The following is a 22841-nucleotide window of genomic DNA, read 5'->3' as shown; positions in this document are numbered from 1 at the left end:
GGGAAATTTGGTGTGTTTTGGGTAACAGACTGGTGATAAGGTGTTGCGCGCGCAGCAGGTTATCTACGGCCATTTTGAAGCCATTGGTGAATAAAATTAGCAACCTGTTCCGGCTGATTGATATCAAGTACCGGAAGTATGGTGTCTATCTCTGTATCCGCTGCGATCGCGATAACATATTCATCGATCAAGTCACTTAATTCTCTGCCCAACGATTGGCGAAATAAGGCTATTTTAGCGATCTTTTCATGTTTAAAGCCCTCAACCAGTATCAGATCGAGGGTCGAGGCATCCATTTTCCCCACCAACTCGTAAATATTGGGTTCTTCCTGTTCTGGGGTCTCCGTCATTAATGCCCATCTTTGATTGCTGGCAACGATGGTTTGCGCCGCGCCTGCTTTACGCAGTTCATAGCTATCTTTACCTGGTGTATCAATATCCATTTGGTGATGCGTGTGCTTAATTAATCCGATTCTAACGCCATGATTAATCAGCAAAGGGATGACGTGTTTAAGTAATGTTGTTTTACCTGTACCGCTATAAGCAGCAACAGCAAGTAAAGGGAGATGATTAGAAACCACTGTGTTGATCCTCCCAATTGGATAAGTCTTGAGGTGAATTCAGATTACGAAAGGCCTCAGGCTGATCGTTAAATGAAACGGCTTTTGCTCCAACCTGTTCCATAAATAGCATCAGCTTACGATTTCCGACATGCAGATAGGTTTCTAGTATTTCAATAAGATTTTTATTGATTAAGAGTAATGTGGGATGTGGACGCTCTCCGTCAGTGGCATAAGCCGCATTGGCTTCCCCTCGCGCTTGCCACAAACGGTGTACTAAATCGAGAGGGAAAGTTGGTACATCGCAGGGGACGAATACTACCCATTCGGACATAGAGGCATGTAATCCGCTTAGAATACCTGCCAGTGGGCCAGGAAAGCTTGTATCAAAGTCGTGAATAATTTGGCATCCACTTTGTGCATAGATAGCCTGATTGCGGTTGGCACTGATAATAACCTCGTCGACCTGTGCTTTAAGCCGAGAGAGAACGTGTTGATATAGCGGCCGACCATTCAGTGTTATCAGCCCCTTATCGTTTCCGCCCATACGCGTTGCACGTCCGCCTGCGAGAATAACGCCTGTAATCATTTTACTTTCCAAGTATCTATACCCACTTTTCTTTATTCTGAAAGCTTTTGAGGGATAAGTTCCACGCTATTCTCTGAAAACTTTCGCAGAAGACCAAGTTCTTTCCTCATGTACACAAGGCTGTTATTTTTATCACTATATGCTCAATATCGCTTAAGTAGCTTTCTGCATATTGAAATTTATTGAGTACAAATCGTTTTTAAGGAGAAAAAAATGAAATGTCATCGCGTTAATGAGTTGATTGAGTTACTGCACCCAGCCTGGCAAAAAGAACCCGATTTAAATCTAGTGCAATTTTTACAAAACCTTGCACAGGAGGCGGGGTTCGAGGGGCAGTTAAATGAACTGACTGATGATATCCTTATTTACCATCTAAAAATGCGTGATGCAGATAAAGAACAAGTCATTCCTGGTTTGAAGAAAGACTATGAAGAGGATTTTAAGACCGCTTTGCTTCGTGCCCGGGGAGTGATTAAAGACTAGTGGAAAGGAATAACACGTTCATGATGCTAACTATTGCACGCGTATCTTTTATGTTGTCTCTGACCCGTTGTGGCTGTGATGAATAGTTCGGTATTTAATTTCCAGACGCTGTTCCCTGATCTGATCATGGATGCCTTGCTGGATGTAGGGCTGCGTGTTGATTCCGGCCTGACGGCGCTAAACAGCTATGAAAATCGGGTGTATCAGTTTGCGGATGAAGATCGTAAACGCTTCGTGGTGAAATTTTATCGCCCGGAACGGTGGAGCACAGCGCAGATTCAGGAAGAGCACATTTTTGCCCAGCAGTTGGCAGAAGATGAAGTCCCTATTGTCGCGCCCATTTTGCTTAATGGTCAGACTCTGAACGTCTATGAAGGATTTCATTTTGCCGTATTCCCCAGCGTGGGTGGTCGGCAGTATGAAATGGATAATGAAGACCAACTTGAGTGGGTCGGGCGTTTTCTTGGCCGGATTCACCAGACGGGGCAGAAAGCGTTATTCACCGAGCGCCCGACGATTGGGGTAAATGAATATCTGCATGAACCTTATCGGCTGTTGGAAACATGTCCGCTCATACCGCAAATACATCGACATGATTTTTTACAGGCAACTCGTCAACTGATTGATACAGTTGAAACTTATTGGCACAGCGATTGGCGACCACTGCGTTTGCATGGGGATTGTCACCCAGGAAATATTCTGTGGCGTGATGGTCCGCTATTTGTAGATTTGGATGATGCCCGCAATGGCCCGGCAATACAGGATTTATGGATGCTGTTGCACGGTGACCGTCGTGAACAACGTATTCAACTGGATATCTTGTTAGAAGCCTATAGCGAATTTGCGGAATTTCATGAGAAAGAGCTCGCACTGATTGAACCGCTTCGTGCGATGCGACAGATTTATTATTTAGCCTGGGTGGCTCGTCGCTGGGAAGATCCTGCTTTTCCAAAAAATTTCCCCTGGATGACGGATGCTGATTTTTGGTTGAAGCAAACGGCAATATTTATTGGGCAAACTCAGCTGTTACAGGAACCTCCTTTGCAGCTAATGCCAATGTACTGAAATTAAATGGAGAGAGTTAAATTTATGAAAAAATTATGGCTTGTGCTTGCTGGCATTGTGTTTGCGTTTAGTGCGTCTGCTGCTGATTTTTCTGATGGTAAGCAGTATGTTACGTTGGATAAACCTGCTACTCAATCCCCTCAGGTGTTGGAGTTCTTCTCATTCTATTGTCCACATTGTTACCAGTTTTCTCAGGTTTACCATATTCCTGATACTATTCAGAAATCCCTTCCGGCTGATGCGAAATTAACAAAGTACCATGTCGATTTTCTGGGGCAGTTAGGTAAGGAATTGACCCAGGCTTGGGCGGTGGCAATTGCCTTGGGAGTAGAAGACAAAGTCTCTCCACTGATGTTTGATGCTGTCCAAAAAACTCAGACGGTGAAACAACCTCAAGACATTCGTCAGGTTTTTGTCGCTGCGGGTGTAAAAGCGGAAGACTACGACAGTGCATTGAATAGTTTTGTGGTGAAATCTCTGGTTGCACAACAGGAAAAAGCGGCTGCCGATTTGCAATTGCGAGGCGTTCCGGCTGTGTTTGTGAACGGCAAATACATGATAAAAAGCGATGGCCTTGATACCAGTTCAATGGATAATTATGCCAAACAGTATGCTGACGTTGTGAATTTCCTCCTTACTAAAAAGTAATTATTTAATAAGTCATGCGGGTAAAACCGCATGACTGTATACCTTTTTGCTGTTCACCTTCTTATCTTTATATCTCCCTAACCTACAATAGCTATTTATCTGTTTATTTATATCCACAAATTGGATGACGGTTTGTCATGTCTCAAAAATAAACAATTTATATTATAACTACATGAAATTAATGAATATAAAAAAACACCGTAAGATAACAGAAGAAATTAATAATTAACGGGATAAAACTATTCACAAAGTTATCCACAGGAAGATCGTGCGAGGATCCATGCAAAATCAGCCAATATCTTACGTTAAGGATCGTCTCTTTCCCTGACCTATGGCATGCTTAGCGCCATGACAGACAACAACGATCACGGCAGGCTATGGCTCAGATTGCAGAAAACCCTTTAATACTGGTAGACGGTTCATCCTATTTGTATCGTGCTTATCACGCTTTTCCACCGCTAACAAATAGTGCGGGAGAAGCAACCGGTGCAATGTATGGCGTACTGAATATGCTACGCAGTTTGCTGCTGCAATATCAGCCCAGCCATGTTGCCGTTGTTTTTGATGCGAAAGGGAAAACGTTTCGCGATGAGCTGTTCGAAAACTATAAGGCTCATCGCCCACCTATGCCGGAGGATCTGCGCGAACAGATAGAGCCTCTGCATAACATGGTGAAAGCGATGGGGCTGCCGCTTTTGGCCGTTTCCGGTGTAGAAGCGGACGATGTAATCGGCACGCTCGCCGTTCAGGCAGAAAAAGCAGGTAAGCCAGTGCTGATCAGTACCGGCGATAAAGATATGGCACAGCTGGTGACGCCAAGCGTGACGCTCATTAATACCATGAATAACACCATTCTTGGCCCACAGGAAGTGTGTGATAAATACGGTATTCCCCCTGAGCTGATTATCGATTTCCTTGCGCTGATGGGAGATGCGTCGGATAACATTCCCGGCGTACCCGGCGTGGGTGAAAAAACGGCACAGGCGCTGTTACAAGGGATCGGTGGGCTGGATTCGTTGTATGCCAATCTGGATAAAATTGCCGAGCTTTCTTTCCGTGGTGCGAAAACCATGGCGCCGAAGCTGGAACAGCATAAAGACGTGGCCTACCTCTCTTATCAGCTCGCCACCATTAAAACGGATGTTGAGCTGGATCTTAGCAGCGAGCAGCTTACCGTTAATGAGCCGGACGTGGATGAGCTGCATCGTCTCTTCTCCCGTTATGAATTTAAACGCTGGTTATCAGATGTTGAATCCGGTACCTGGCTGGAAGGTAAAAAAAGCAGCCAGCCTGTCCAGGCTGTGAGCAAGACGGTGGTTGAGCAGGCTGCTGAAGAGGGTGATGCTCCTGCGCTTTCTGCCGACGGTTATGTCACGATTCTTGATGAGAAAACGCTGCTCGATTGGATTGAGCGTCTAAAACAGGCTGAGGTTTTCGCTTTTGATACGGAAACCGATGGGCTGGATACGCTCACCGCCAATCTGATTGGTTTGTCATTTGCGATTAAGCCAGGTGAAGCGGCTTATTTGCCATTAGCGCATGACTATCTGGATGCGCCGGAACAGTTGGAGCGCGCCAAGGTACTGGCCTTGTTCAAGCCGCTACTGGAAGATGAGAAGCTGCTTAAGATTGGTCAGAATCTCAAATTTGATAAAGGCGTGATGCAGCGGTACGACATTGATTTGCGCGGTATCGCGTTTGACACCATGTTGGAATCCTACGTACTCGACAGTGTGGCGGGTCGCCACGATATGGATAGTCTGGCCGAACGCTATCTGAACCACAAAACCATTACCTTTGAAGAGATCGCGGGTAAGGGGAAAAATCAGCTGACGTTTAATCAGATCGCACTGGAACAGGCTGGGCCTTATGCGGCCGAGGATGCGGACGTCACGCTGCATCTGCATCAGAAGCTGTGGGGGAAACTGCAGCCGCATGTCGACCTGTGTCAGGTCTTCCAGACTATCGATATGCCGCTGGTGCCGGTTTTATCCCGCATCGAGCGTACAGGCGTGCTGATCGATCCTGCGATTCTGGCGGAGCACTCAAAAGAGCTGACAACCCGTTTGGCGGAGCTGGAAACACAAGCGTATGAGCTGGCGGGCGAAGAGTTCAATCTCTCATCGACCAAGCAGCTACAGGGTATTCTGTATGAAAAGCAAAAGCTGCCGATTCTGAAGAAAACGCCAAAAGGCGCCCCGTCAACTAATGAAGAAGTGCTGGCCGAACTGGCGCTGGATTACCCTCTGCCGAAGCTGATCCTGGAATATCGTGGCTTGGCCAAGCTGAAATCTACTTACACCGATAAGCTACCGCTGATGATCAATCCGGCGACGAAGCGTGTGCATACGTCTTATCACCAGGCTGTCACTGCGACCGGGCGTTTGTCTTCCAGCGATCCTAACCTGCAAAACATCCCGGTGCGTAATGACGAAGGGCGCCGTATTCGTCAGGCATTCATTGCGCCGAAGGGCTACAGCATTGTGGCGGCGGACTACTCGCAAATCGAACTGCGTATCATGGCGCACTTATCCGGTGATAAAGGGCTGTTGAACGCGTTTGCGAACGGACTGGATATCCACCGGGCAACGGCGTCAGAAGTGTTTGGCACTGCGCTGGATAAGGTGACATCAGAACAGCGTCGCAGTGCGAAAGCGATCAACTTTGGTTTGATCTACGGCATGAGCGCGTTTGGTCTGTCGCGTCAGTTGAATATTCCCCGTAGCGAATCGCAGAAATACATGAACCTGTATTTTGAGCGCTACCCAGGTGTGCAGGATTACATGGAGCGTACACGCCAACAGGCCGCGGAACATGGCTATGTGTCTACATTGGATGGTCGCCGTCTCTACCTGCCAGACATCCATTCTCGTAATGCGATGGCGCGTAAAGGTGCGGAGCGTGCAGCGATTAACGCCCCGATGCAGGGCACTGCTGCTGACATTATTAAGAAAGCGATGATCGCGATTGACGATTGGCTACAGAAAGACGCGCCGCAGGTGAAAATGATCATGCAGGTTCACGATGAACTGGTTTTCGAGATCCACGATTCGGTCATTGAAGAATCCATTAGTAAAATCAAAGCATTAATGGAAGGTTGTATGGAATTGAATGTCCCGCTGCAGGTTGACATTGGTACGGGCATGAACTGGGATGAAGCACATTAATGGCCGATTCTTGTGCTATTTCTGTAATTAAATAACAGTATTGTGTGACCTGGTTTAACTTTGTGTAATCGATAACCATTTTCTATGAAAGTAAACAACAAAAAATCCTTTGTTCCCGTGAAAAAATAGGGTAGAGTTAAAGACGTAGGGTACAGAGGTAAGATGTTCTATCTTTCAGACCTTTTACTTCACGTAATCGGATTTGGCTGAATATTAGCCGCCCCGCTCAGTTTTGAGCGGGGCGTTTTTTATGGGCCTTATCCAGGTTTTTTACCCTCAAAACGGCGATAGCTATGTGACGGGTAGCAAGGTGTCTTCACGAATTCGAGTGTGAAAAGAACGTCTCTGGTGGGCGATCATTGCGGGAAAGTGGGGCGTGATGCGAGCAGATGATACTCTGCACCACGCGAAAGGATTATTCTGCTTCTTGTTCTTCTTCAGCGTGTTCCAACGTGCTGAACCAGTTGTCTAACTTCTGCCGTAGTTTATCGACACCGAGTTTTTTCAGTGATGAAAACGCTTCGACCTGAATATCACCCATAAATGGCAAGACAGCCTCGCGAACCATATTCAACTGTGCCTTACGTGCGCCAGAGGCCAGCTTATCGGCTTTGGTCAGCAGCACTAAGACTGGAAGCTCGACATCGACTGCCCACTGAATCATTTGCTGATCGAGATCTTTCAGCGGATGGCGAATATCCATTAGCACAACCAGACCTTTCAGGCTGTTGCGCTTTTGCAGGTATTCACCGAGCGCACGTTGCCATTTGATCTTCATTTGCTCCGGCACTTCGGCATAGCCATAGCCGGGGAGATCGACCAAACGCACGCCGTCGGTCACCTCGAACAGGTTGATCAACTGGGTACGGCCCGGTGTTTTACTGGTTCGAGCCAGGTTCTTCTGGTTGGTCAGCGTGTTCAGCGCGCTGGATTTTCCGGCGTTAGAGCGCCCAGCAAAGGCCACTTCAATACCGCTATCTGTTGCCAGATGGCGAATATCCGGGGCGCTGATGATAAAACGCGTCATGTGGTAGTTATATTGCTGGGTCACGATGGTTATCTCTATCTGGATCTCTGTCTGGTTGGGGATTATACCTGTAACTGACAATAAAGGCGGGTTTATCTGCCTCAAAGCTCAGCCGTCTGATGTGGACGCTTTTTTATTCTTGGGCTTTCTGCTAGATTCCGCCGCACTTCCCTTATATCTGTGTACCTGAGAACAACATTATGAACCGACCTGTCAAAGGGGCTGCCGATAAGGCAGGAAAACCCAAAGTAAAAAGAAAGACTCGCGAAGAGTTAGAGCGCGAAGCGCGTGAGCGTAAGAAAGATAAAAAGCATCGTGGTCACGCGGCAGGCAGCCGAACTCAGGAAAAAGCATCCACCGATCAGCGTTCTGGTCAGCGTAAAGTAGCCGATCCGCGTATTGGTAGTAAGAAGCCGGTACAGCTTGGCGTGTTAGACAGCGCCGTTGCGAAACCTAAGCCTAAGTCGAAGCCTTCTGCGCCTGTGGAGAAAGTGGTTGCTGCCAAACCGACAATGTCTCCGGAAGAAGAGCTGGAAATGTTAGAAAACGATTCACGTCTGGATGCCTTATTGGATCGTCTGGATAGCGGTGAAACGCTGAGCGCCAAAGATCAGTCATGGGTTGATGAAACGCTGGATCGTATCGATATCCTGATGGAAGAGCTTGGCATTGAGCTGGGTGATGATGACGAAGAAGAGCAACAGGAAGATATGTTGCAGCTTTTGAAACGTAATAACCCAAAAGACGCGTTCTAATCAATGAAATGGCTGTTTCTGCTCCTGATATTGCTGGTTGCGTTTTATCTGCTCTATCTGTTCAGTAAACTATGGCTATTATCGAAGCGTAAGCACCGGTTGCACCGCGCCCTGTTTAACGGGCGCATGAACCCGATGCGACGCCTACGCCCAAGACAAAAACGCCGGGAGCGTTTTTGAACGTCACAACGTGACGGCCCTTTAGGGCGAGTCTCAAGGATGAGACGAGTAGCAAAACGTAGGAAACGTTTTTGAGCGCCATTTTTGGCGATCTGAAGGAGGGGAAGGATAACCCACCGAGTAAAAACTGGAAGGAGTGAGCGAATATGTCGATACCGTCCGTTGACTGGGATCTGGCCCTGATTCAAAAATATAACTATTCTGGGCCGCGTTATACATCTTATCCCACAGCGTTAGAATTCAGTGAAGCTTACGATGAGCCGGCGTTTCAGCAGGCCATCGCCCGTTATCCTCAGCGACCGCTGTCGCTGTACATCCATATCCCTTTTTGCCATCGGCTGTGCTATTTCTGCGGCTGTAATAAGCTGGTTACGCGTCAGCAGCATAAAGCGGATGAATACCTTGATGTGCTGGAGCAGGAAATTCGCCAGCGTGCGCCGCTATTCGCCGGACGAACGGTGACGCAATTGCATTGGGGCGGCGGTACGCCAACCTACCTGAATAAAGCACAAATCAGTAGACTGATGTCGCTGCTGCGTGAGCTGTTCTCTTTTTCCGCGCAGGCAGAGCTGTCGCTTGAAGTCGATCCGCGAGAAATTGAGCTGGACGTCCTCGATCATTTGCGTGCCGAAGGGTTTAACCGCCTGAGCATGGGTGTGCAGGATTTTAATAAAGACGTGCAGAAGCTGGTCAATCGCGAGCAGGATGAAGACTTTATTTTTGCTCTTATTGAGCGGGCAAAGGCGTTGGGCTTCACCTCAACCAATATCGATTTAATTTACGGCCTGCCGAAGCAAACGCCGGAAAGTTTCGCCTTTACGCTACAGCGCGTTGCGGAATTAAGCCCGCACCGGCTGAGCGTCTTTAACTATGCGCATTTACCCAGCCTGTTCGCCGCGCAGCGCAAGATTAAAGAAGCGGATTTACCGAGCGCCGAGCAAAAGCTGGATATTCTGCAACAGACGATTGGATCGCTGACGCAATCGGGCTATCAGTTTATCGGCATGGATCACTTTGCCCGCCCGGACGATGAGCTGGCGGTAGCACAGCGAGAAGGGAAACTGCATCGCAATTTCCAGGGCTATACGACGCAGGGCGATAGCGATCTGCTTGGGATGGGTGTGTCAGCGATTAGTATGATCGGTGATAGCTATGCTCAGAACCAGAAAGAGCTGAAGCAGTATTATGCGCAGGTCAAAGACAAAGGAAATGGCCTGTGGCGCGGGTTACAATTGACGCGTGACGACTGCCTTCGCCGCGATGTGATTAAGACGCTCATTTGTAATTTCCAGCTTAGCTATGCGCCGATTGAAGCAGAATATGCGATCGATTTTAAAACCTACTTTGAGCAGGATTTAGCGTTGCTGGCTCCGCTGGTGGCTGATGGGTTGGTGGAGAGTCAGGAAGATGGGTTGGTGGTGACGCCGAAAGGACGTTTGCTGATCCGCAATATCTGTATGTGCTTTGACGTCTATCTGCGTAGCAAGCTCAGAACGCAGCAGTTTTCCCGCGTGATTTAGCTCCTGAAAGCGCCTTACTGGAGATATGTGGCTATTCCGGGAGGAGAAAAGGCTTTAATGACAAGGAGATCGCATGTTTTCAGATAAAGAGATTGCCAGAGAATATAGGGATAAGGCACTTAGCCTCGCTAACCTCATGTATAACGAGGTTAAGGCATTACAGGGCAAAGTGCCTGAAGACGAGCACAAGAAATTTCGTGGCATTGTAGGTAATGGGATTGTGGACGTATTCGATAAGCTGATTAAAGAAATTGAAGCGATGCATCCTGACCTGAAAGTGGCTGGCATGCCAGCTGATGTGGACGCTGAAAAACGTAAATAAAAAACAGCCAGTCGATATTATCTCCGACTGGCTGTTCTTGAACGTTTATAGGATTAACTAAAAAAGTTAATCAGTGCGGCACACAAAACGGCAGCAATAGCAGCCTGCGGCGAGTGGCTTGCCGCGGAGCCAATTTCAGCGCCATGTGTTGCAACTGAAAGTGTTGCCGCGGAAATCAATGAGTCCAGCATGGTGTTCCTCCCGAATCAGCGACACGATCATACTGCTGACTCGAGGCAAGTAAAGGACAAATTAATGACAATTTCGTGCGCCAGATTGTATTTTTTATCACCAGTTTGCTTGTTAACAATTGAGCAATAAAAAAGCAATCTTGCTACTCCATTCCCAGCTCTTTTAGTTTACGCGTCAGAGTATTTCTACCCCATCCCAACAATCTTGCCGCTTCCTGTTTATGCCCCTGCGTATGTCGCAGTGCCGTTGTCAGCAACGTCCTTTCCATTTCCGGTTGGGCCTCCGCCAGCAGGTTTTGATGACCGGAGCGCAGCGCGCGATCGGCCCATTGTGCCAACAGCGTGGCCCAACTGTCCGGCAGAATATGCACGGTGGAATCCGGCGCGGTGGTCTCGAACAGTTCAGGCGGCAGATCCTGAATCAGCACTTCCTGACCAGCGGCCATGACCGTCAACCAGCGGCAGGTATTTTCCAATTGGCGCACGTTGCCGGGCCACGGTAAACGGGTTAGTGCTGTTTCCGCTTCTGGATGCAGATTCTTCGGTTCGACGCCCAGTTCTTTGGCGGTAGCCTGCAAGAAATAACGCGCCAGACGGGGGATATCTTCCCGACGCTCACGCAGCGGTGGCAAATGAACCCGGATCACGTTCAGGCGGTGGAATAGATCCTCACGGAACTTGCCTTCCTGCACGCGCTGCTCAAGATTTTGGTGCGTTGCCGCGATAATACGGACATCCACTTTCACCGCTGCATAGCCGCCGACACGGTAAAACTGTCCGTCTGCCAATACGCGCAACAGACGTGTTTGTACGTCTAGCGGCATGTCGCCAATTTCATCCAAAAATAGTGTTCCGCCATCGGCCTGTTCAAAGCGGCCCTGACGAATCTGGTTTGCGCCTGTAAACGCGCCTTTTTCATGGCCGAACAGTTCTGATTCGATCAGATCTTTGGGTATGGCGGCCATATTCAGCGCGATAAAAGGGGCTTTGGTACGCGGGCTGTGGCGATGCAGGGCGTGTGCCACCAGCTCTTTACCGGTTCCCGATTCACCGTTAATCAGCACGCTGATTGACGAGCGAGACAGGCGGCCAATGATGCGAAAGACATCCTGCATCGCGGGCGCTTCGCCGATAATATCCGTTGTCGGGCCATTGATCGGTTGGCTGCGTACTGGCTGCTGCTGTTCCAGATAATGACTGATCGCGCGCTCAACCAGCGCAACGGCTTCATCAATATCGAACGGCTTCGGCAAATAGTCGAACGCACCCTGTTGATAAGCACTGACGGCGGCATCCAAATCGGAATGCGCCGTCATAATGATGACCGGGAGCATCGGGTGGCGCTGCTTGATTTGCTGTAAGAGCGCTAATCCATCCATCCCCGGCATGCGGATGTCGGACAGCAAAACGTCGGGGGTTTGTGTCGCCAGCGCATGCAATACCTGATTTCCGTTCTCAAACGTCGCGCAGGTTAAACCCGCACCAGCAAGCGCGCGCTCAAGCACCCAACGGATGGAGCTATCGTCATCGACAATCCAGACTATCCCTCGTTGCATTGTGAACCTCACTGGCGAATGGGCAGGTAAACCGAGAATTCGGTATGTCCTGGCCAACTGTTAAATTCAATTTTACCGGAGTGCTGGTCGATAAGACTGCGGGCGATGGAAAGCCCTAAACCGGTTCCCCCTTCGCGCCCGCTTACCATCGGGTAAAACAGGGTGTCTTGTAGTTGAGCGGGTACGCCGGGGCCGTCATCTTCTACGTCAATACGGGCGGCGAGGCGATAACGCACGCCGTGTAACGTGAGCTGAAAAGCTGTGCGGGTACGTATCGTAATCGTCCCGCCTTCCTCACCCAGCGCCTGTAGCGCATTACGGGTAATATTCAGCAGTACCTGTTCAATCTGGTCAGGGTCGTGCGTCAGCTCTGGCAGACTGGGGTCATAGTCTTTCACCAGCGTCACGTTATCTGGCTTTTCCAGTGAAACGAGCTGGCAAACGCGTTCGGCGACCTGATGAATGCTTTGTGTGACGTGCAGGCCGGGCTGCTGTGGCCCGAGCAGGCGATCGACCAGATTACGCAGGCGATCCGCTTGTTCGATGATGACCTTGGTATATTCTGTCAACGCCGGATCGGGCAAGGCTTTCGCGAGCAGCTGTGCGGCTCCACGTAATCCGCCAAGCGGATTTTTTATCTCATGCGCTAAGCCCCGGACTAAATCACGGGCGGCCTGCTGCTGTGCATGTTGAAGCTGTTCCTGGCTGAGGCGGCGCTGGTTATCCATCGGCGCCATTTCCAGTAGGATAAAATCGTTTTGTACCCGCTGAGCGGTGAGCGACATGATGTGCGCTTTACCATCCACAACGAGGGTGACTTCGTTATCCGTAAAACCTTGCCCTGAATCCAGACTTTCACGCAGTAAATCGATATTCAGAGAAAAGTATCCCAGCAAATCGGGCAGCGGTGTGCCGGATAATTTACGCGAGCTTTGTGCCAGTAATTGCTGTGCTGCCGGGTTGGAATAGTGAATCGCTAGATCGTTATCCAGCAATAAGATGCTGTTTATCAGAGAATTTAGGATCTGCCCAGCATCGGGCAGCGTGCCTGTTGCCATAACGCAGACTCCCGCACCGTCGTGGTGCATTGTAGTGTGAATGATGGATGTTACGTCGCAACGGCCAATGCCGATGGTGAAAAAAGCCCATCCGAAGATGGGCTGAAGCGTTTCCACGGCAACAAAAACAAAATTATTAGTATTCTGTTGTTTATCGGTCATGGTCGGGTATCAGCACACCCAACCACACCGAAGTAGATTAAACGCTGTCGTTATTAAACGCTGTAGTACAGTTCGAACTCAACTGGGTGCGGCGTCATGCGAACGCGGTCAATCTCAGATTTACGCAGTTCGATATACGCTTCGATAGCGTCGTCGGTGAACACGCCACCACGGGTCAGGAACTCGCGGTCTTCGTTCAGTGCAGCCAAGGCCTCGTCCAGAGAACCTGCAACTTTTGGAATCTCTGCTTCTTCTTCCGGCGGCAGGTCGTACAGGTTTTTGTCCATCGCATCGCCAGGGTGAATTTTGTTGATGATACCGTCAAGGCCGGCCATCAGCAGTGCGGCGAAGCACAGGTATGGGTTCGCTGCTGGATCCGGGAAGCGCGCTTCGATACGACGTGCTTTCGGGCTGGCAACCACTGGGATACGGATTGAAGCAGAACGGTTACGGGCAGAGTAAGCCAGCATAACTGGGGCTTCGTAGCCTGGGACCAGACGCTTGTAGGAGTTGGTGGTTGGGTTCGCCAGGGCGTTGATAGCTTTAGCGTGCTTGATAACACCGCCGATGTAGAACAGAGCCAGTTCAGACAGGCCGCCGTATTTGTCGCCAGCGAACAGGTTAGTACCGTCTTTGGACAGAGACATGTGGCAGTGCATACCAGAACCGTTATCACCGAACATAGGTTTTGGCATGAAGGTCGCAGTTTTACCGTAAGCGTGAGCTACGTTATGCACGACATATTTGTAGATCTGAATTTCGTCAGCTTTTTTGGTCATAGTGTTGAAGCGGGTAGCCACTTCGTTCTGACCAGCAGTTGCCACTTCGTGGTGGTGAGCTTCAACAACCAGGCCCATTTGCTCCATGGTCAAACACATAGCAGAACGGATGTCCTGTGCTGAGTCGACAGGTGGAACTGGGAAGTAGCCGCCTTTCAGACCTGGACGGTGACCTTTGTTACCGCCTTCGTATTCTTTACCGGAGTTCCAGTAAGCTTCGACGTCGTCGATCGCAACGTGAGAACCGGAAGTGCTGCTGCCGAAACGGATGTCATCGAACAGGAAGAATTCTGGCTCTGGCCCGAACAGTACGGTGTCGGCAATGCCAGAAGAGCGCAGGAAATCTTCCGCACGTTTCGCGATAGAACGCGGGTCGCGGTCATAACCTTGCATCGTGCCTGGCTCGAGGATGTCACAACGAATGATCAGCGTAGAATCTTCGAAGAACGGATCGATCATCGCGGTGCTGGCATCGGGCATCAGAACCATGTCTGACTCGTTGATACCTTTCCAGCCGCCAATCGAGGAACCATCAAACATTTTACCTTCTTCGAAGAAGTCGGCATTGACTTGATGAGCCGGAATGGTGACGTGCTGCTCTTTACCTTTAGTATCCGTGAAGCGTAAATCAACAAACTTCACTTCGTGCTCATTCAGCATCGTCAAAACATGTTCTGCGGACATACTTGGTTCTCCCGATTGGTCATTTATCGTCGTGGAACGAATATCGTTGTGGATTGATGTTGTTGCCGTGAGTAGACTAAAGCTAAAAGTGTGCCAACTTTTTAAATGTGTGCAATGTGTTGCTACTTGGGGCTTTCTCACGGAAATCCACTGCACCATTATAGTCTAAAGCACCAAAATGGTGCTCCATATGTGAATTATTGCACTTATTTAGTGCATTCGTGTTCGCTTGTAGCGCTTTTGCACCGTGAAAGGGATCACAAAGCAGGCAGCTCTAGGTTGTTTATCATAGATGCTTGTGATCTTGTTTAGTCCCTCGATTAATACGTGTACAATAGCGCGCTATTTCTAAATGCCTGAGGCAAAGCTGTGATCGAAAATTTGCGTAACATCGCCATTATTGCGCACGTTGACCATGGGAAAACCACCCTGGTTGACAAGCTGTTGCAACAATCCGGAACGTTCGGTGAACGTGTCGAAGCAACCGAGCGTGTAATGGACTCCAACGATTTGGAGAAAGAGCGTGGAATTACCATCCTCGCAAAAAATACCGCCATTAATTGGAAAGACTACCGCATTAACATCGTAGATACCCCGGGACACGCCGACTTCGGCGGCGAGGTTGAGCGTGTAATGTCGATGGTTGACTCGGTACTGCTGGTTGTTGATGCGATGGATGGCCCGATGCCGCAAACGCGTTTCGTGACCAAAAAAGCATTTGCCAACGGTCTGAAACCTATTGTGGTTATCAACAAAGTTGACCGTCCTGGCGCGCGTCCTGACTGGGTTGTCGATCAGGTATTCGACCTGTTCGTGAACCTGGATGCGACTGACGAGCAGTTGGATTTCCCGATCATTTATGCTTCTGCGCTGAATGGTATCGCGGGTCTCGACCATACCGACATGGCGGAAGATATGACCCCGCTGTATCAGGCGATTGTCGATCACGTGTCTCCTCCTCAGGTTGAGATGGATGCGCCGTTCCAGATGCAGATCTCTCAGCTGGACTACAACAACTATGTTGGCGTTATCGGTATCGGCCGTATCAAGCGCGGTAAAGTTAAGCCTAACCAACAAGTGACTATTGTTGATAGCGAAGGCAAAACCCGTAACGGTAAAGTCGGTAAAGTTCTGACTCACCTGGGTCTGGAGCGTATCGACGCGGCTGAAGCGGAAGCAGGCGATATCATCGCGATCACTGGTCTGGGCGAGCTGAACATTTCCGACACCATCTGCGATCCGCAGAATGTCGAAGCGCTGCCAGCACTGAGCGTCGATGAACCTACCGTTACCATGTTCTTCAACGTCAATACTTCACCATTCTGCGGTAAAGAAGGTAAGTATGTTACGTCGCGCCAGATTCTGGAGCGTCTGAACAAAGAGCTGGTACACAACGTTGCCCTGCGCGTTGACGAAACCGAAGATGCCGATGCGTTCCGCGTTTCTGGCCGTGGTGAATTGCACCTGTCGGTTCTGATCGAAAACATGCGTCGTGAAGGTTTTGAACTGGCTGTATCACGTCCGAAAGTTATCAACCGCGTTATCGACGGCCGTAACCAAGAGCCGTTTGAAAACGTGACGCTGGACATCGAAGAACAGCACCAGGGTTCAGTCATGCAAGCCATGGGTGAGCGTAAAGGTGATGTGAAAGACATGATTCCAGATGGCAAGGGTCGTATCCGTCTGGATTACCTGATTCCTGCTCGTGGTCTGATCGGTTTCCGTACCGAATTCATGACCATGACGTCTGGTACAGGTCTGCTGTACTCCACGTTCAGCCACTACGATGACGTGCGTCCGGGTGAAATCGGCCAGCGTCAGAACGGCGTACTGATCTCTAACGGTCAGGGTAAAGCCGTCGCGTTTGCGCTGTTCAGCCTGCAAGATCGCGGTAAGCTGTTCCTCGGACACGGTGCAGAAGTGTATGAAGGCCAGATCATCGGTATTCACTCACGTTCTAACGATCTGACAGTAAACTGTCTGACCGGTAAGAAACTGACCAACATGCGTGCATCAGGTACTGACGAAGCAACCACGCTGGTTCCGGCGATCAAAATGTCTCTGGAACAAGCGCTGGAGTTCATTGATGACGACGAACTGGTTGAAGTTACGCCACAGTCTATCCGTATTCGTAAGCGTCACCTGACCGAAAACGATCGTAAACGCGCTAGCCGCGGCAGCAAAGACGTCTAATTTCAGACGGATTTGTATGTTACGCAACAGGGCACCTTCGGGTGCCCTGAATTTTATGCGCTTTCTTCCACTTTAACCTTTCCTTATATTTCCTCCCTGTTCAGTTTCGCCATTTCCCGCTACAGTGAAAATCCTACGATTACGTCAGGAGGTGGCTGCCATGCTGTATATCTTTGATTTGGGTAATGTCGTCATCGATATTGATTTCAAAAGAGTATTAGGCGTCTGGAGTAATCTGAGCAGTGCGCCACTCGCGACGTTGCAAGAACGTTTCGTCATGGGCGAAGCGTTTGAACAGCATGAGCGGGGCGAGATCAGCGATGAGGAATTTGCGACCAGGCTGTGTCAGGAAATGGGCATCGCCCTGAGCTTCGAGCAATTCACCGCTGGCTGGCTGGCTATTTTTGTGGCGTTGCGCCCTGAGGTTATCGACATCATGCAGCGCCTGCGTCAAGAAGGACACCGCGTGGTGATTTTGTCGAATACTAATCGCCTCCATTGTTCACACTGGCCGGCATTGTTCCCGGAAGTGGGGGCAGCGGCTGACAGGGTCTATCTGTCACAAGACATTGGATTACGTAAGCCAGAATTGGCGATTTATCAGTATGTCCTGACGCAGGAAGGCGTTACGCCAGCGCAGGCTGTCTTTTTTGACGATAATGCCGCGAACGTCGATGCCGCACAGAGTTTGGGCATTCACAGCATTCTGGTGACCGATCGTCAGGTGGTGCCGGATTTTTTTGCCATGCAGGCAACGACAGCTAAAGCATGATTTATATCGCAGGGGCGGACACGGCCTCTATTGGGAATGATGACATCAGGAGTAGTTGGGTTTTATGATTGCGCTAATTCAGCGAGTATCCAGCGCCAGCGTTACGGTAGAAGGCAGTGTGGTTGGGGAAATCGATAAAGGTTTGCTGATCTTGCTGGGCGTTGAGCAGGGCGATGACGAACAAAAAGCCACGCGACTCTGCGAGCGTGTGTTGGGTTACCGCATATTCGGTGACGATGACGGGAAAATGAATCTCAATGTTCGTCAGGCTGGCGGCAACGTGCTGGTGGTTTCGCAATTTACGCTGGTGGCTGATACGCAGCGTGGCATGCGGCCTGGGTTTTCTCGCGGTGCACATCCCTCGGAGGCCGATCGCCTCTATCAGTATTTTGTCGGACAGTGTCGTGAGCAGGGCGTTCACACAGAAACTGGGCAGTTTGCGGCGGATATGAAAGTGGCATTAGTGAATGACGGTCCGGTGACGTTCTGGCTACAGACATAATGTTGCAGGCACCGTTGCCGCTATCGCGCTGTGTATCCGTTTGTCAGCGGTCTGATCTTATGAACCCTGATGCAATAAGGCATCTCGGTATAGAGGAAGGGTTATGTATCATCTGAGAGTACCTGAAAGCGCAGAAGAACTGGATGCGTACTATCAATTCCGCTGGGAAATGCTGCGTAAACCTTTGCGCCAGCCGTTAGGCTCCGAGCGCGATGCCTATGATGCTCTGGCACATCACCAAACCGTGGTGGATGAGCAGGGAAGGCTGGTCGCGATAGGCCGTCTTTCCATTAACGCGGATAATGAAGCGGCAATCCGCTTTTTAGCGGTTCACCCGGATGTGCGGGGGAAAGGGTTAGGCACGTTGCTTGCGATTACCCTGGAGTCCGTGGCGCGTCAGGAAGGCGTCAAACGCGTGGTCTGTAGCGCCCGTGAAGACGCAATGGATTTCTTCTCCAAGCTGGGTTTTGTTAACCAGGGCGAAATCACTGCGCCACAAACAACGCCTGTGCGGCACTTTCTGATGATCAAACCAGTGGCGACGCTGGATGATATTTTGCACCGCCCTGACTGGTGCGGACAGTTGCAACAGGCCTGGTATGAGCACATCCCTCTGAGTGAAAAGATGGGGGTGCGGATAAGCCAGTACACCGGGAAGAAATTTATCACCACCATGCCTGAAACGGGCAATCAGAACCCGCACCATACGCTTTTTGCCGGCAGCATGTTTTCTCTCGCTACGCTCACCGGTTGGGGACTGATCTGGCTGCTGCTGCGTGAGCGGCACCTCGGCGGAACGATTATTCTGGCGGATGCGCACATTCGTTACAGCACGCCGGTGAGTGGTCGGCCGAGTGCTATTGCCGACTTAGGGTCGCTGAGTGGCGATCTGGATCGTCTGGCGCGTGGGCGTAAGGCGCGCGTGCAGTTAAACGTCGAGTTGTTCGGTGATGACAATAAAGGGGCGCTATTTGAAGGGGTCTATATTGTGCTGCCAGCTCAACCGGATGCGCCACTGGAAGCAGGCGGGTCGGAAGCGGACTAATTCATGGTTGAGTTGTATGACGCGCTTTCTGTTAGTAAATCACCCTCGGCACCAGCCAGCAGCACCTCGTGATACCCGCATCTTGTCATAGTAACCCCCATGATTTTCACGGGGGTTACCCTGTCGTTTCAGCACGCTATGTTGCTGCGTCTGTTTTGCCCGTCCGTGTTTTGAAAACGTAATCGTTATTGCGTTTCTGTCACAGCCCCCTGATGCATTTGTTGCCTTATCGGATGGTCGTTGCTATCCACACCTTGTAGCATGCCAGTTAGCGTCGGCTTCAGTGGTGTATCGGCAGCAAGCCGCCCATTCAACTGCAATTGCAGATTCGTGTTGCCTGTCGGTGCGGTTGCGGGTTCTGGCCATCCCCAGCGAATCAGAATATCCAGTGGCACAGCGCGCCCCGTCAGCGACAGGGAGACATTGCGTGCCGGTTGCTGGCTGATGGTCGCCTTAGCCTCCAGCATGCCATTTTGCGTAAATGCGCTGAGTTCGTTAATGGCGATCTGGCTATCGTTGGCTACCAGTGCCAGTGAAGGGCGGCGCACATCGACTTTATTGAACGTCGCGTCGCTGGCATTAAGATTCAACGATCCTGTCCAGACTCCCCACTGGTGGTCACGTGCTAACAGCAAATCACTGCCGTAGCCATCCAGCGCAGTGAGCTGGAACGGGAAATCCGGGTTGATATCGATCAGCAGGTTGCGATTGGCCGTGAATTTTCGCACATTCACTTCTTCCAGCCATGATGGCAGCGTCGCTTGCCACCGCTGACGCCAGTCGCCGGGGAGTGTGTACTCCATCCCGGCGACAACAAATTCGTTCAGCTGTAAGCGTCGATTACTACGTTGCCAGTTGCCGTTGGTTCGCAGTAAACCGCCTTCCCAGCGTGTGGAAAACTGTTTGATGTTAACGCCTGCCGGTGACAAATCCAGATTCACGATAGGGTCGATAAGGTGCATGTTGCCGTTCACAATGTCGGTTGCATTGAACGACAGCGTTCCGCCTTCGCTCTGCCAGTCATTCTGCTTAAACGTGACATTTTGCAGGGCAACATCCAGGTCGATAAACGCCCATCCCGGCCCTTCAATACGGGCATCAATCAGATCAAAGCGGTTGACCGTAACAGAAGGCAGCTCGGTCACGGGCTGCCAGAAGGCTTCCGGCGTTCTCTGTGTTTGCAAACGGACATTGCTGAGTCGCAGGTTACCGATCTGCCAACTTCCGTCTTCTGCGCGGCTGGCGTTGCCCGTTAGCTGCCCTTGAGCAACATCGGCGCCGAAGTTGCTCAAAATCAGCTGATTATGGTTGATTTCGCCCTGAACCAAGACCTGGCTGGCAGGAATGTCGTTAAGTTCGAGTGAACGAGCGCTGAGCTGGAACTGCCCCTGCTTGCCCAGTAGATAGCCCGCCTCGGGTTGCCACGGCATGATGCCGCCGTTGATTTGTTGGCCATTCAGACGCCAATCGCCGTCCTTTGCCTGCAGTGCCATCGTACGCAGCTGTAGCACATCGGCTTCGATAGGGAGTGTGGCGGCCTGTGAGGAAAGATTTAACGTACCACCTTCCAGTTCCAGGCTGGCGAAATGATGTGGTTCGGTAATCTGACGCACGCTAAAGCCGGCTGAAACCTGCTTGGCGGTGAGCGTCGGCGGCTGGTTTTTCTGACCAAAACTGACATCGGTGAGTTGGATATGATCGGCTGTTGACCAGTCATGATTGATTTTGCCCAGTGACAACTGGTAGTCGGTGTTCTGGTTTACCCAATTACTTACCCAGCCTGCCGCCCAACTGGTTTGCAGTAATACGTACACGACTACCAGCGCTAAAAAGGCCAGTAGCAGTAGGGTCAGCAATAATTTCCCGATAAATTTCATCGTGTCAGTCCATGCCAATCGTCAGGGAGAACTGTTCTTATGCCGCAATTTCCCTGAAGGCTCAATAGGTAATGCTGTTACAGACAGTAAAAAGCGAGCGGTGTTGCATCACCGCTCGCTTTTACATGAACTGAACAGAAATTATTGCGGGCTGGCGCTATTTTTCTTCGTGAGGGAAAACCAAATTCAGCACGATTGCGGTAATCCCGCCAGCGGCAATACCGGAAGACAGTAACGTTTTAATCCAATCCGGCGCAAATTGCAGAATCAGCGGCTGCTGCGATACGCCAAGGCCAACGGCCAGCGACAGCGCAATAATCATGATTGCGCGACGGTTCAACGGCTCACGGGACACAATGCGCACACCGGACGCGGCGATCGTACCAAACATCACGATAGTGGCACCGCCCAGAACCGGCTCTGGAATATGCTGTACAAATCCGCTAACGGCAGGGAACAGCCCCAGTGCTATCAGCATCAGTGAAACCACGAAGCCCACATAGCGGCTGGCAACACCGGTAAGCTGGATGACGCCGTTATTCTGGCCAAAGCAAGAGTTAGGGAAGGTATTGAATACGGCGGAAAGGCAAGAGTTCAGACCGTTTGCCAGCACGCCGCCTTTTAAGCGCTTCATGTACAGTGGGCCTCTGACTGGCTGCTCAGACACGTCGGAGGTCGCGGTGATGTCACCGATGGTTTCTAACGACGTCACCATAAAGACCAGCATCAGTGGGATCAGCAGGTTCCAGTCAAAGCCTAAACCGTAATACAGCGGTGTTGGCACCATGATGGCCGTATCGTGTTGCGAGGATGTGTTTTCCGGCAGCATGCCCATCAGCCAGGCACCCAGATAACCCACCGCCATGGCGATGACCAGCGAGGCGACGCGCAGGTAGGGGTTACGCTGGCGGTTCAGCAGAATAATAACCAGCAGCACCACACCTGCCAGCAATAAGTTCTTAGGCGCACCGAAGGTGTTATTGCCCATCGCAGCATAGCCGCCGCCGATAGAGGTCAGGCCGACCTGAATCAGCGACAGACCAATGATCATCACCACAATGCCGGAAACCAGTGGGGTAATGATGCGGCGGGTTAAATGCAGGAAGCGTGAAAGAATGATTTCGGTGAAGGATGCGACCATCAGCGTACCGAACAGCGCCGCCATCATGGTGGGAACATCTGCACCACCATTCTTCAGTGCCAGTCCACCCATAATCAGTGGCGTCACGAAGTTAAAGCTGGTGCCCTGAATAGATAGCAGACCAGAACCGACAGGGCCCCAGGTTTTAATTTGTAGAATAGAGGCCAGACCGGAAGCGAAAAGCGACATGCTGATGATGCGCTGCGTATCCTGAGCGGGTAAACCTAATGCCTGACAGATCAGTAGCGCGGGGGTAATCACCGCAACAAACATGGCCAGCAGGTGCTGGCTGGCGGCGAACAGCGTTTGCGGCAGCGGCGGCCTGTCTTCAAGACGATAGATGAGTTCACTGCGCTGAGGTGCGGTAGCGGCTTCTGTTTGGGGCGTTTCCGTGGTGGTAGTCATGATGTAAGTTGGCGTTCCTGAAACGACAAAGAGCGCATTTTAATGATCTCTTTGTCGAAAGCAAACGTTTGCCAACTCATCTTTTCGATATGAATTTTGTCTGATAAGCAAAGCCTTATTATTTAACGGGATACTTTTAGGGAAAATGAAGAATGCGCTG

General features: G+C 50.5%; 21 protein-coding genes. 12 read left to right on the top strand and 9 right to left on the bottom strand.

The annotated features are described in order from the left end of the window. Positions 1-59 precede the first annotated feature (59 nt). Positions 60-581 carry a molybdopterin-guanine dinucleotide biosynthesis protein MobB gene (gene mobB, locus WCT94_RS12590; protein ID WP_336869818.1) on the bottom strand — a complete coding sequence of 174 codons (522 nt, stop codon included), beginning with the start codon at positions 579-581 and terminating at the stop codon, positions 60-62. Next, positions 571-1149, bottom strand: coding sequence for a molybdenum cofactor guanylyltransferase MobA (gene mobA / locus WCT94_RS12585; protein WP_336869817.1), 579 nt, complete (start codon positions 1147-1149; stop codon positions 571-573). Before mobA ends, mobB begins: the two co-directional genes overlap by 11 nt. Before the next feature lie 213 nt (positions 1150-1362). Between mobA and WCT94_RS12580 the strand changes: the two genes are divergently transcribed. The 5 genes from WCT94_RS12580 (at position 1363) to WCT94_RS20830 (ending at position 6722) form a co-directional block, all read left to right on the top strand. Continuing rightward, positions 1363-1632 carry a YihD family protein gene (locus tag WCT94_RS12580; RefSeq protein ID WP_005968263.1) on the top strand — a complete coding sequence of 90 codons (270 nt, stop codon included), beginning with the start codon at positions 1363-1365 and terminating at the stop codon, positions 1630-1632. A gap of 78 nt (positions 1633-1710) precedes the next feature. Next, positions 1711-2697: a serine/threonine protein kinase gene (locus WCT94_RS12575; protein WP_336869816.1), complete on the top strand. Its 987-nt coding sequence runs from the start codon at positions 1711-1713 to the stop codon at positions 2695-2697. Between the two features lie 24 nt (positions 2698-2721). After that, positions 2722-3345, top strand: a complete 624-nt coding sequence (gene dsbA, locus WCT94_RS12570) for a thiol:disulfide interchange protein DsbA (RefSeq protein WP_336869815.1) — start codon at positions 2722-2724, stop codon at positions 3343-3345. A gap of 377 nt (positions 3346-3722) precedes the next feature. Then, on the top strand, positions 3723-6512 hold the full coding sequence (polA, locus tag WCT94_RS12565; protein ID WP_336869814.1) for a DNA polymerase I: 2790 nt from the start codon (positions 3723-3725) through the stop codon (positions 6510-6512). 162 nt (positions 6513-6674) lie between these two features. Continuing rightward, positions 6675-6722, top strand: a complete 48-nt coding sequence (locus WCT94_RS20830) for a spot 42 RNA, inhibition of DNA synthesis (RefSeq protein WP_071892919.1) — start codon at positions 6675-6677, stop codon at positions 6720-6722. A 205-nt stretch (positions 6723-6927) separates the two neighbouring features. On the opposite strand, the gene yihA is transcribed toward WCT94_RS20830, so the two are convergent. Then, entirely contained in the window at positions 6928-7563 is a 636-nt protein-coding gene (gene yihA, locus WCT94_RS12560) for a ribosome biogenesis GTP-binding protein YihA/YsxC (protein WP_015842306.1), read from the bottom strand. A 176-nt stretch (positions 7564-7739) separates the two neighbouring features. Between yihA and yihI the strand changes: the two genes are divergently transcribed. The 3 genes from yihI (at position 7740) to WCT94_RS12545 (ending at position 10316) form a co-directional block, all read left to right on the top strand. Further along, positions 7740-8294, top strand: coding sequence for a Der GTPase-activating protein YihI (gene yihI / locus WCT94_RS12555; protein WP_336869813.1), 555 nt, complete (start codon positions 7740-7742; stop codon positions 8292-8294). A 326-nt stretch (positions 8295-8620) separates the two neighbouring features. Then, positions 8621-9994, top strand: coding sequence for an oxygen-independent coproporphyrinogen III oxidase (hemN, locus tag WCT94_RS12550; RefSeq protein ID WP_336869812.1), 1374 nt, complete (start codon positions 8621-8623; stop codon positions 9992-9994). Between the two features lie 73 nt (positions 9995-10067). After that, positions 10068-10316, top strand: a complete 249-nt coding sequence (locus WCT94_RS12545) for a hypothetical protein (RefSeq protein ID WP_336869811.1) — start codon at positions 10068-10070, stop codon at positions 10314-10316. 53 nt (positions 10317-10369) lie between these two features. Here the strand turns inward: WCT94_RS12545 and WCT94_RS12540 are convergent, their stop codons facing one another. From WCT94_RS12540 to glnA, 4 genes are all read right to left on the bottom strand, one after another. After that, positions 10370-10507, bottom strand: a complete 138-nt coding sequence (locus WCT94_RS12540) for a YshB family small membrane protein (protein WP_010281646.1) — start codon at positions 10505-10507, stop codon at positions 10370-10372. Positions 10508-10650: 143 nt separating this feature from the next. Beyond that, a complete protein-coding gene (gene glnG / locus WCT94_RS12535; protein WP_010281648.1) occupies positions 10651-12063 on the bottom strand; it encodes a nitrogen regulation protein NR(I) in 1413 nt (470 codons plus the stop codon). An 8-nt stretch (positions 12064-12071) separates the two neighbouring features. After that, entirely contained in the window at positions 12072-13121 is a 1050-nt protein-coding gene (gene glnL, locus WCT94_RS12530) for a nitrogen regulation protein NR(II) (protein ID WP_005968247.1), read from the bottom strand. Positions 13122-13336: 215 nt separating this feature from the next. Beyond that, positions 13337-14746 carry a glutamate--ammonia ligase gene (gene glnA, locus WCT94_RS12525; protein WP_336869810.1) on the bottom strand — a complete coding sequence of 470 codons (1410 nt, stop codon included), beginning with the start codon at positions 14744-14746 and terminating at the stop codon, positions 13337-13339. 369 nt (positions 14747-15115) lie between these two features. Between glnA and typA the strand changes: the two genes are divergently transcribed. The 4 genes from typA to fabY all read left to right on the top strand — a co-directional run bounded on the left by typA (position 15116) and on the right by fabY (position 19258). After that, positions 15116-16939: a ribosome-dependent GTPase TypA gene (gene typA / locus WCT94_RS12520; protein WP_039349771.1), complete on the top strand. Its 1824-nt coding sequence runs from the start codon at positions 15116-15118 to the stop codon at positions 16937-16939. A 160-nt stretch (positions 16940-17099) separates the two neighbouring features. Next, entirely contained in the window at positions 17100-17711 is a 612-nt protein-coding gene (yihX, locus tag WCT94_RS12515) for a glucose-1-phosphatase (protein ID WP_336869809.1), read from the top strand. Between the two features lie 64 nt (positions 17712-17775). Then, on the top strand, positions 17776-18213 hold the full coding sequence (gene dtd, locus WCT94_RS12510) for a D-aminoacyl-tRNA deacylase (RefSeq protein WP_010281657.1): 438 nt from the start codon (positions 17776-17778) through the stop codon (positions 18211-18213). A gap of 103 nt (positions 18214-18316) precedes the next feature. Next, positions 18317-19258, top strand: a complete 942-nt coding sequence (gene fabY / locus WCT94_RS12505; RefSeq protein WP_336869808.1) for a fatty acid biosynthesis protein FabY — start codon at positions 18317-18319, stop codon at positions 19256-19258. Positions 19259-19443: 185 nt separating this feature from the next. Here the strand turns inward: fabY and WCT94_RS12500 are convergent, their stop codons facing one another. Both WCT94_RS12500 and WCT94_RS12495 read right to left on the bottom strand, forming a co-directional pair. Continuing rightward, a complete protein-coding gene (locus WCT94_RS12500; RefSeq protein ID WP_336869807.1) occupies positions 19444-21135 on the bottom strand; it encodes an AsmA family protein in 1692 nt (563 codons plus the stop codon). A gap of 157 nt (positions 21136-21292) precedes the next feature. Then, a complete protein-coding gene (locus WCT94_RS12495) occupies positions 21293-22681 on the bottom strand; it encodes a nucleobase:cation symporter-2 family protein (RefSeq protein ID WP_336869806.1) in 1389 nt (462 codons plus the stop codon). Between the last annotated feature and the right edge of the window lie 160 nt (positions 22682-22841).

The sequence above is a fragment of the Pectobacterium sp. 1950-15 genome, assembly GCF_037136835.1.
In the GTDB taxonomy this organism is placed as follows: domain Bacteria; phylum Pseudomonadota; class Gammaproteobacteria; order Enterobacterales; family Enterobacteriaceae; genus Pectobacterium.
This window is presented reverse-complemented; position numbering and strand designations above follow the sequence as displayed.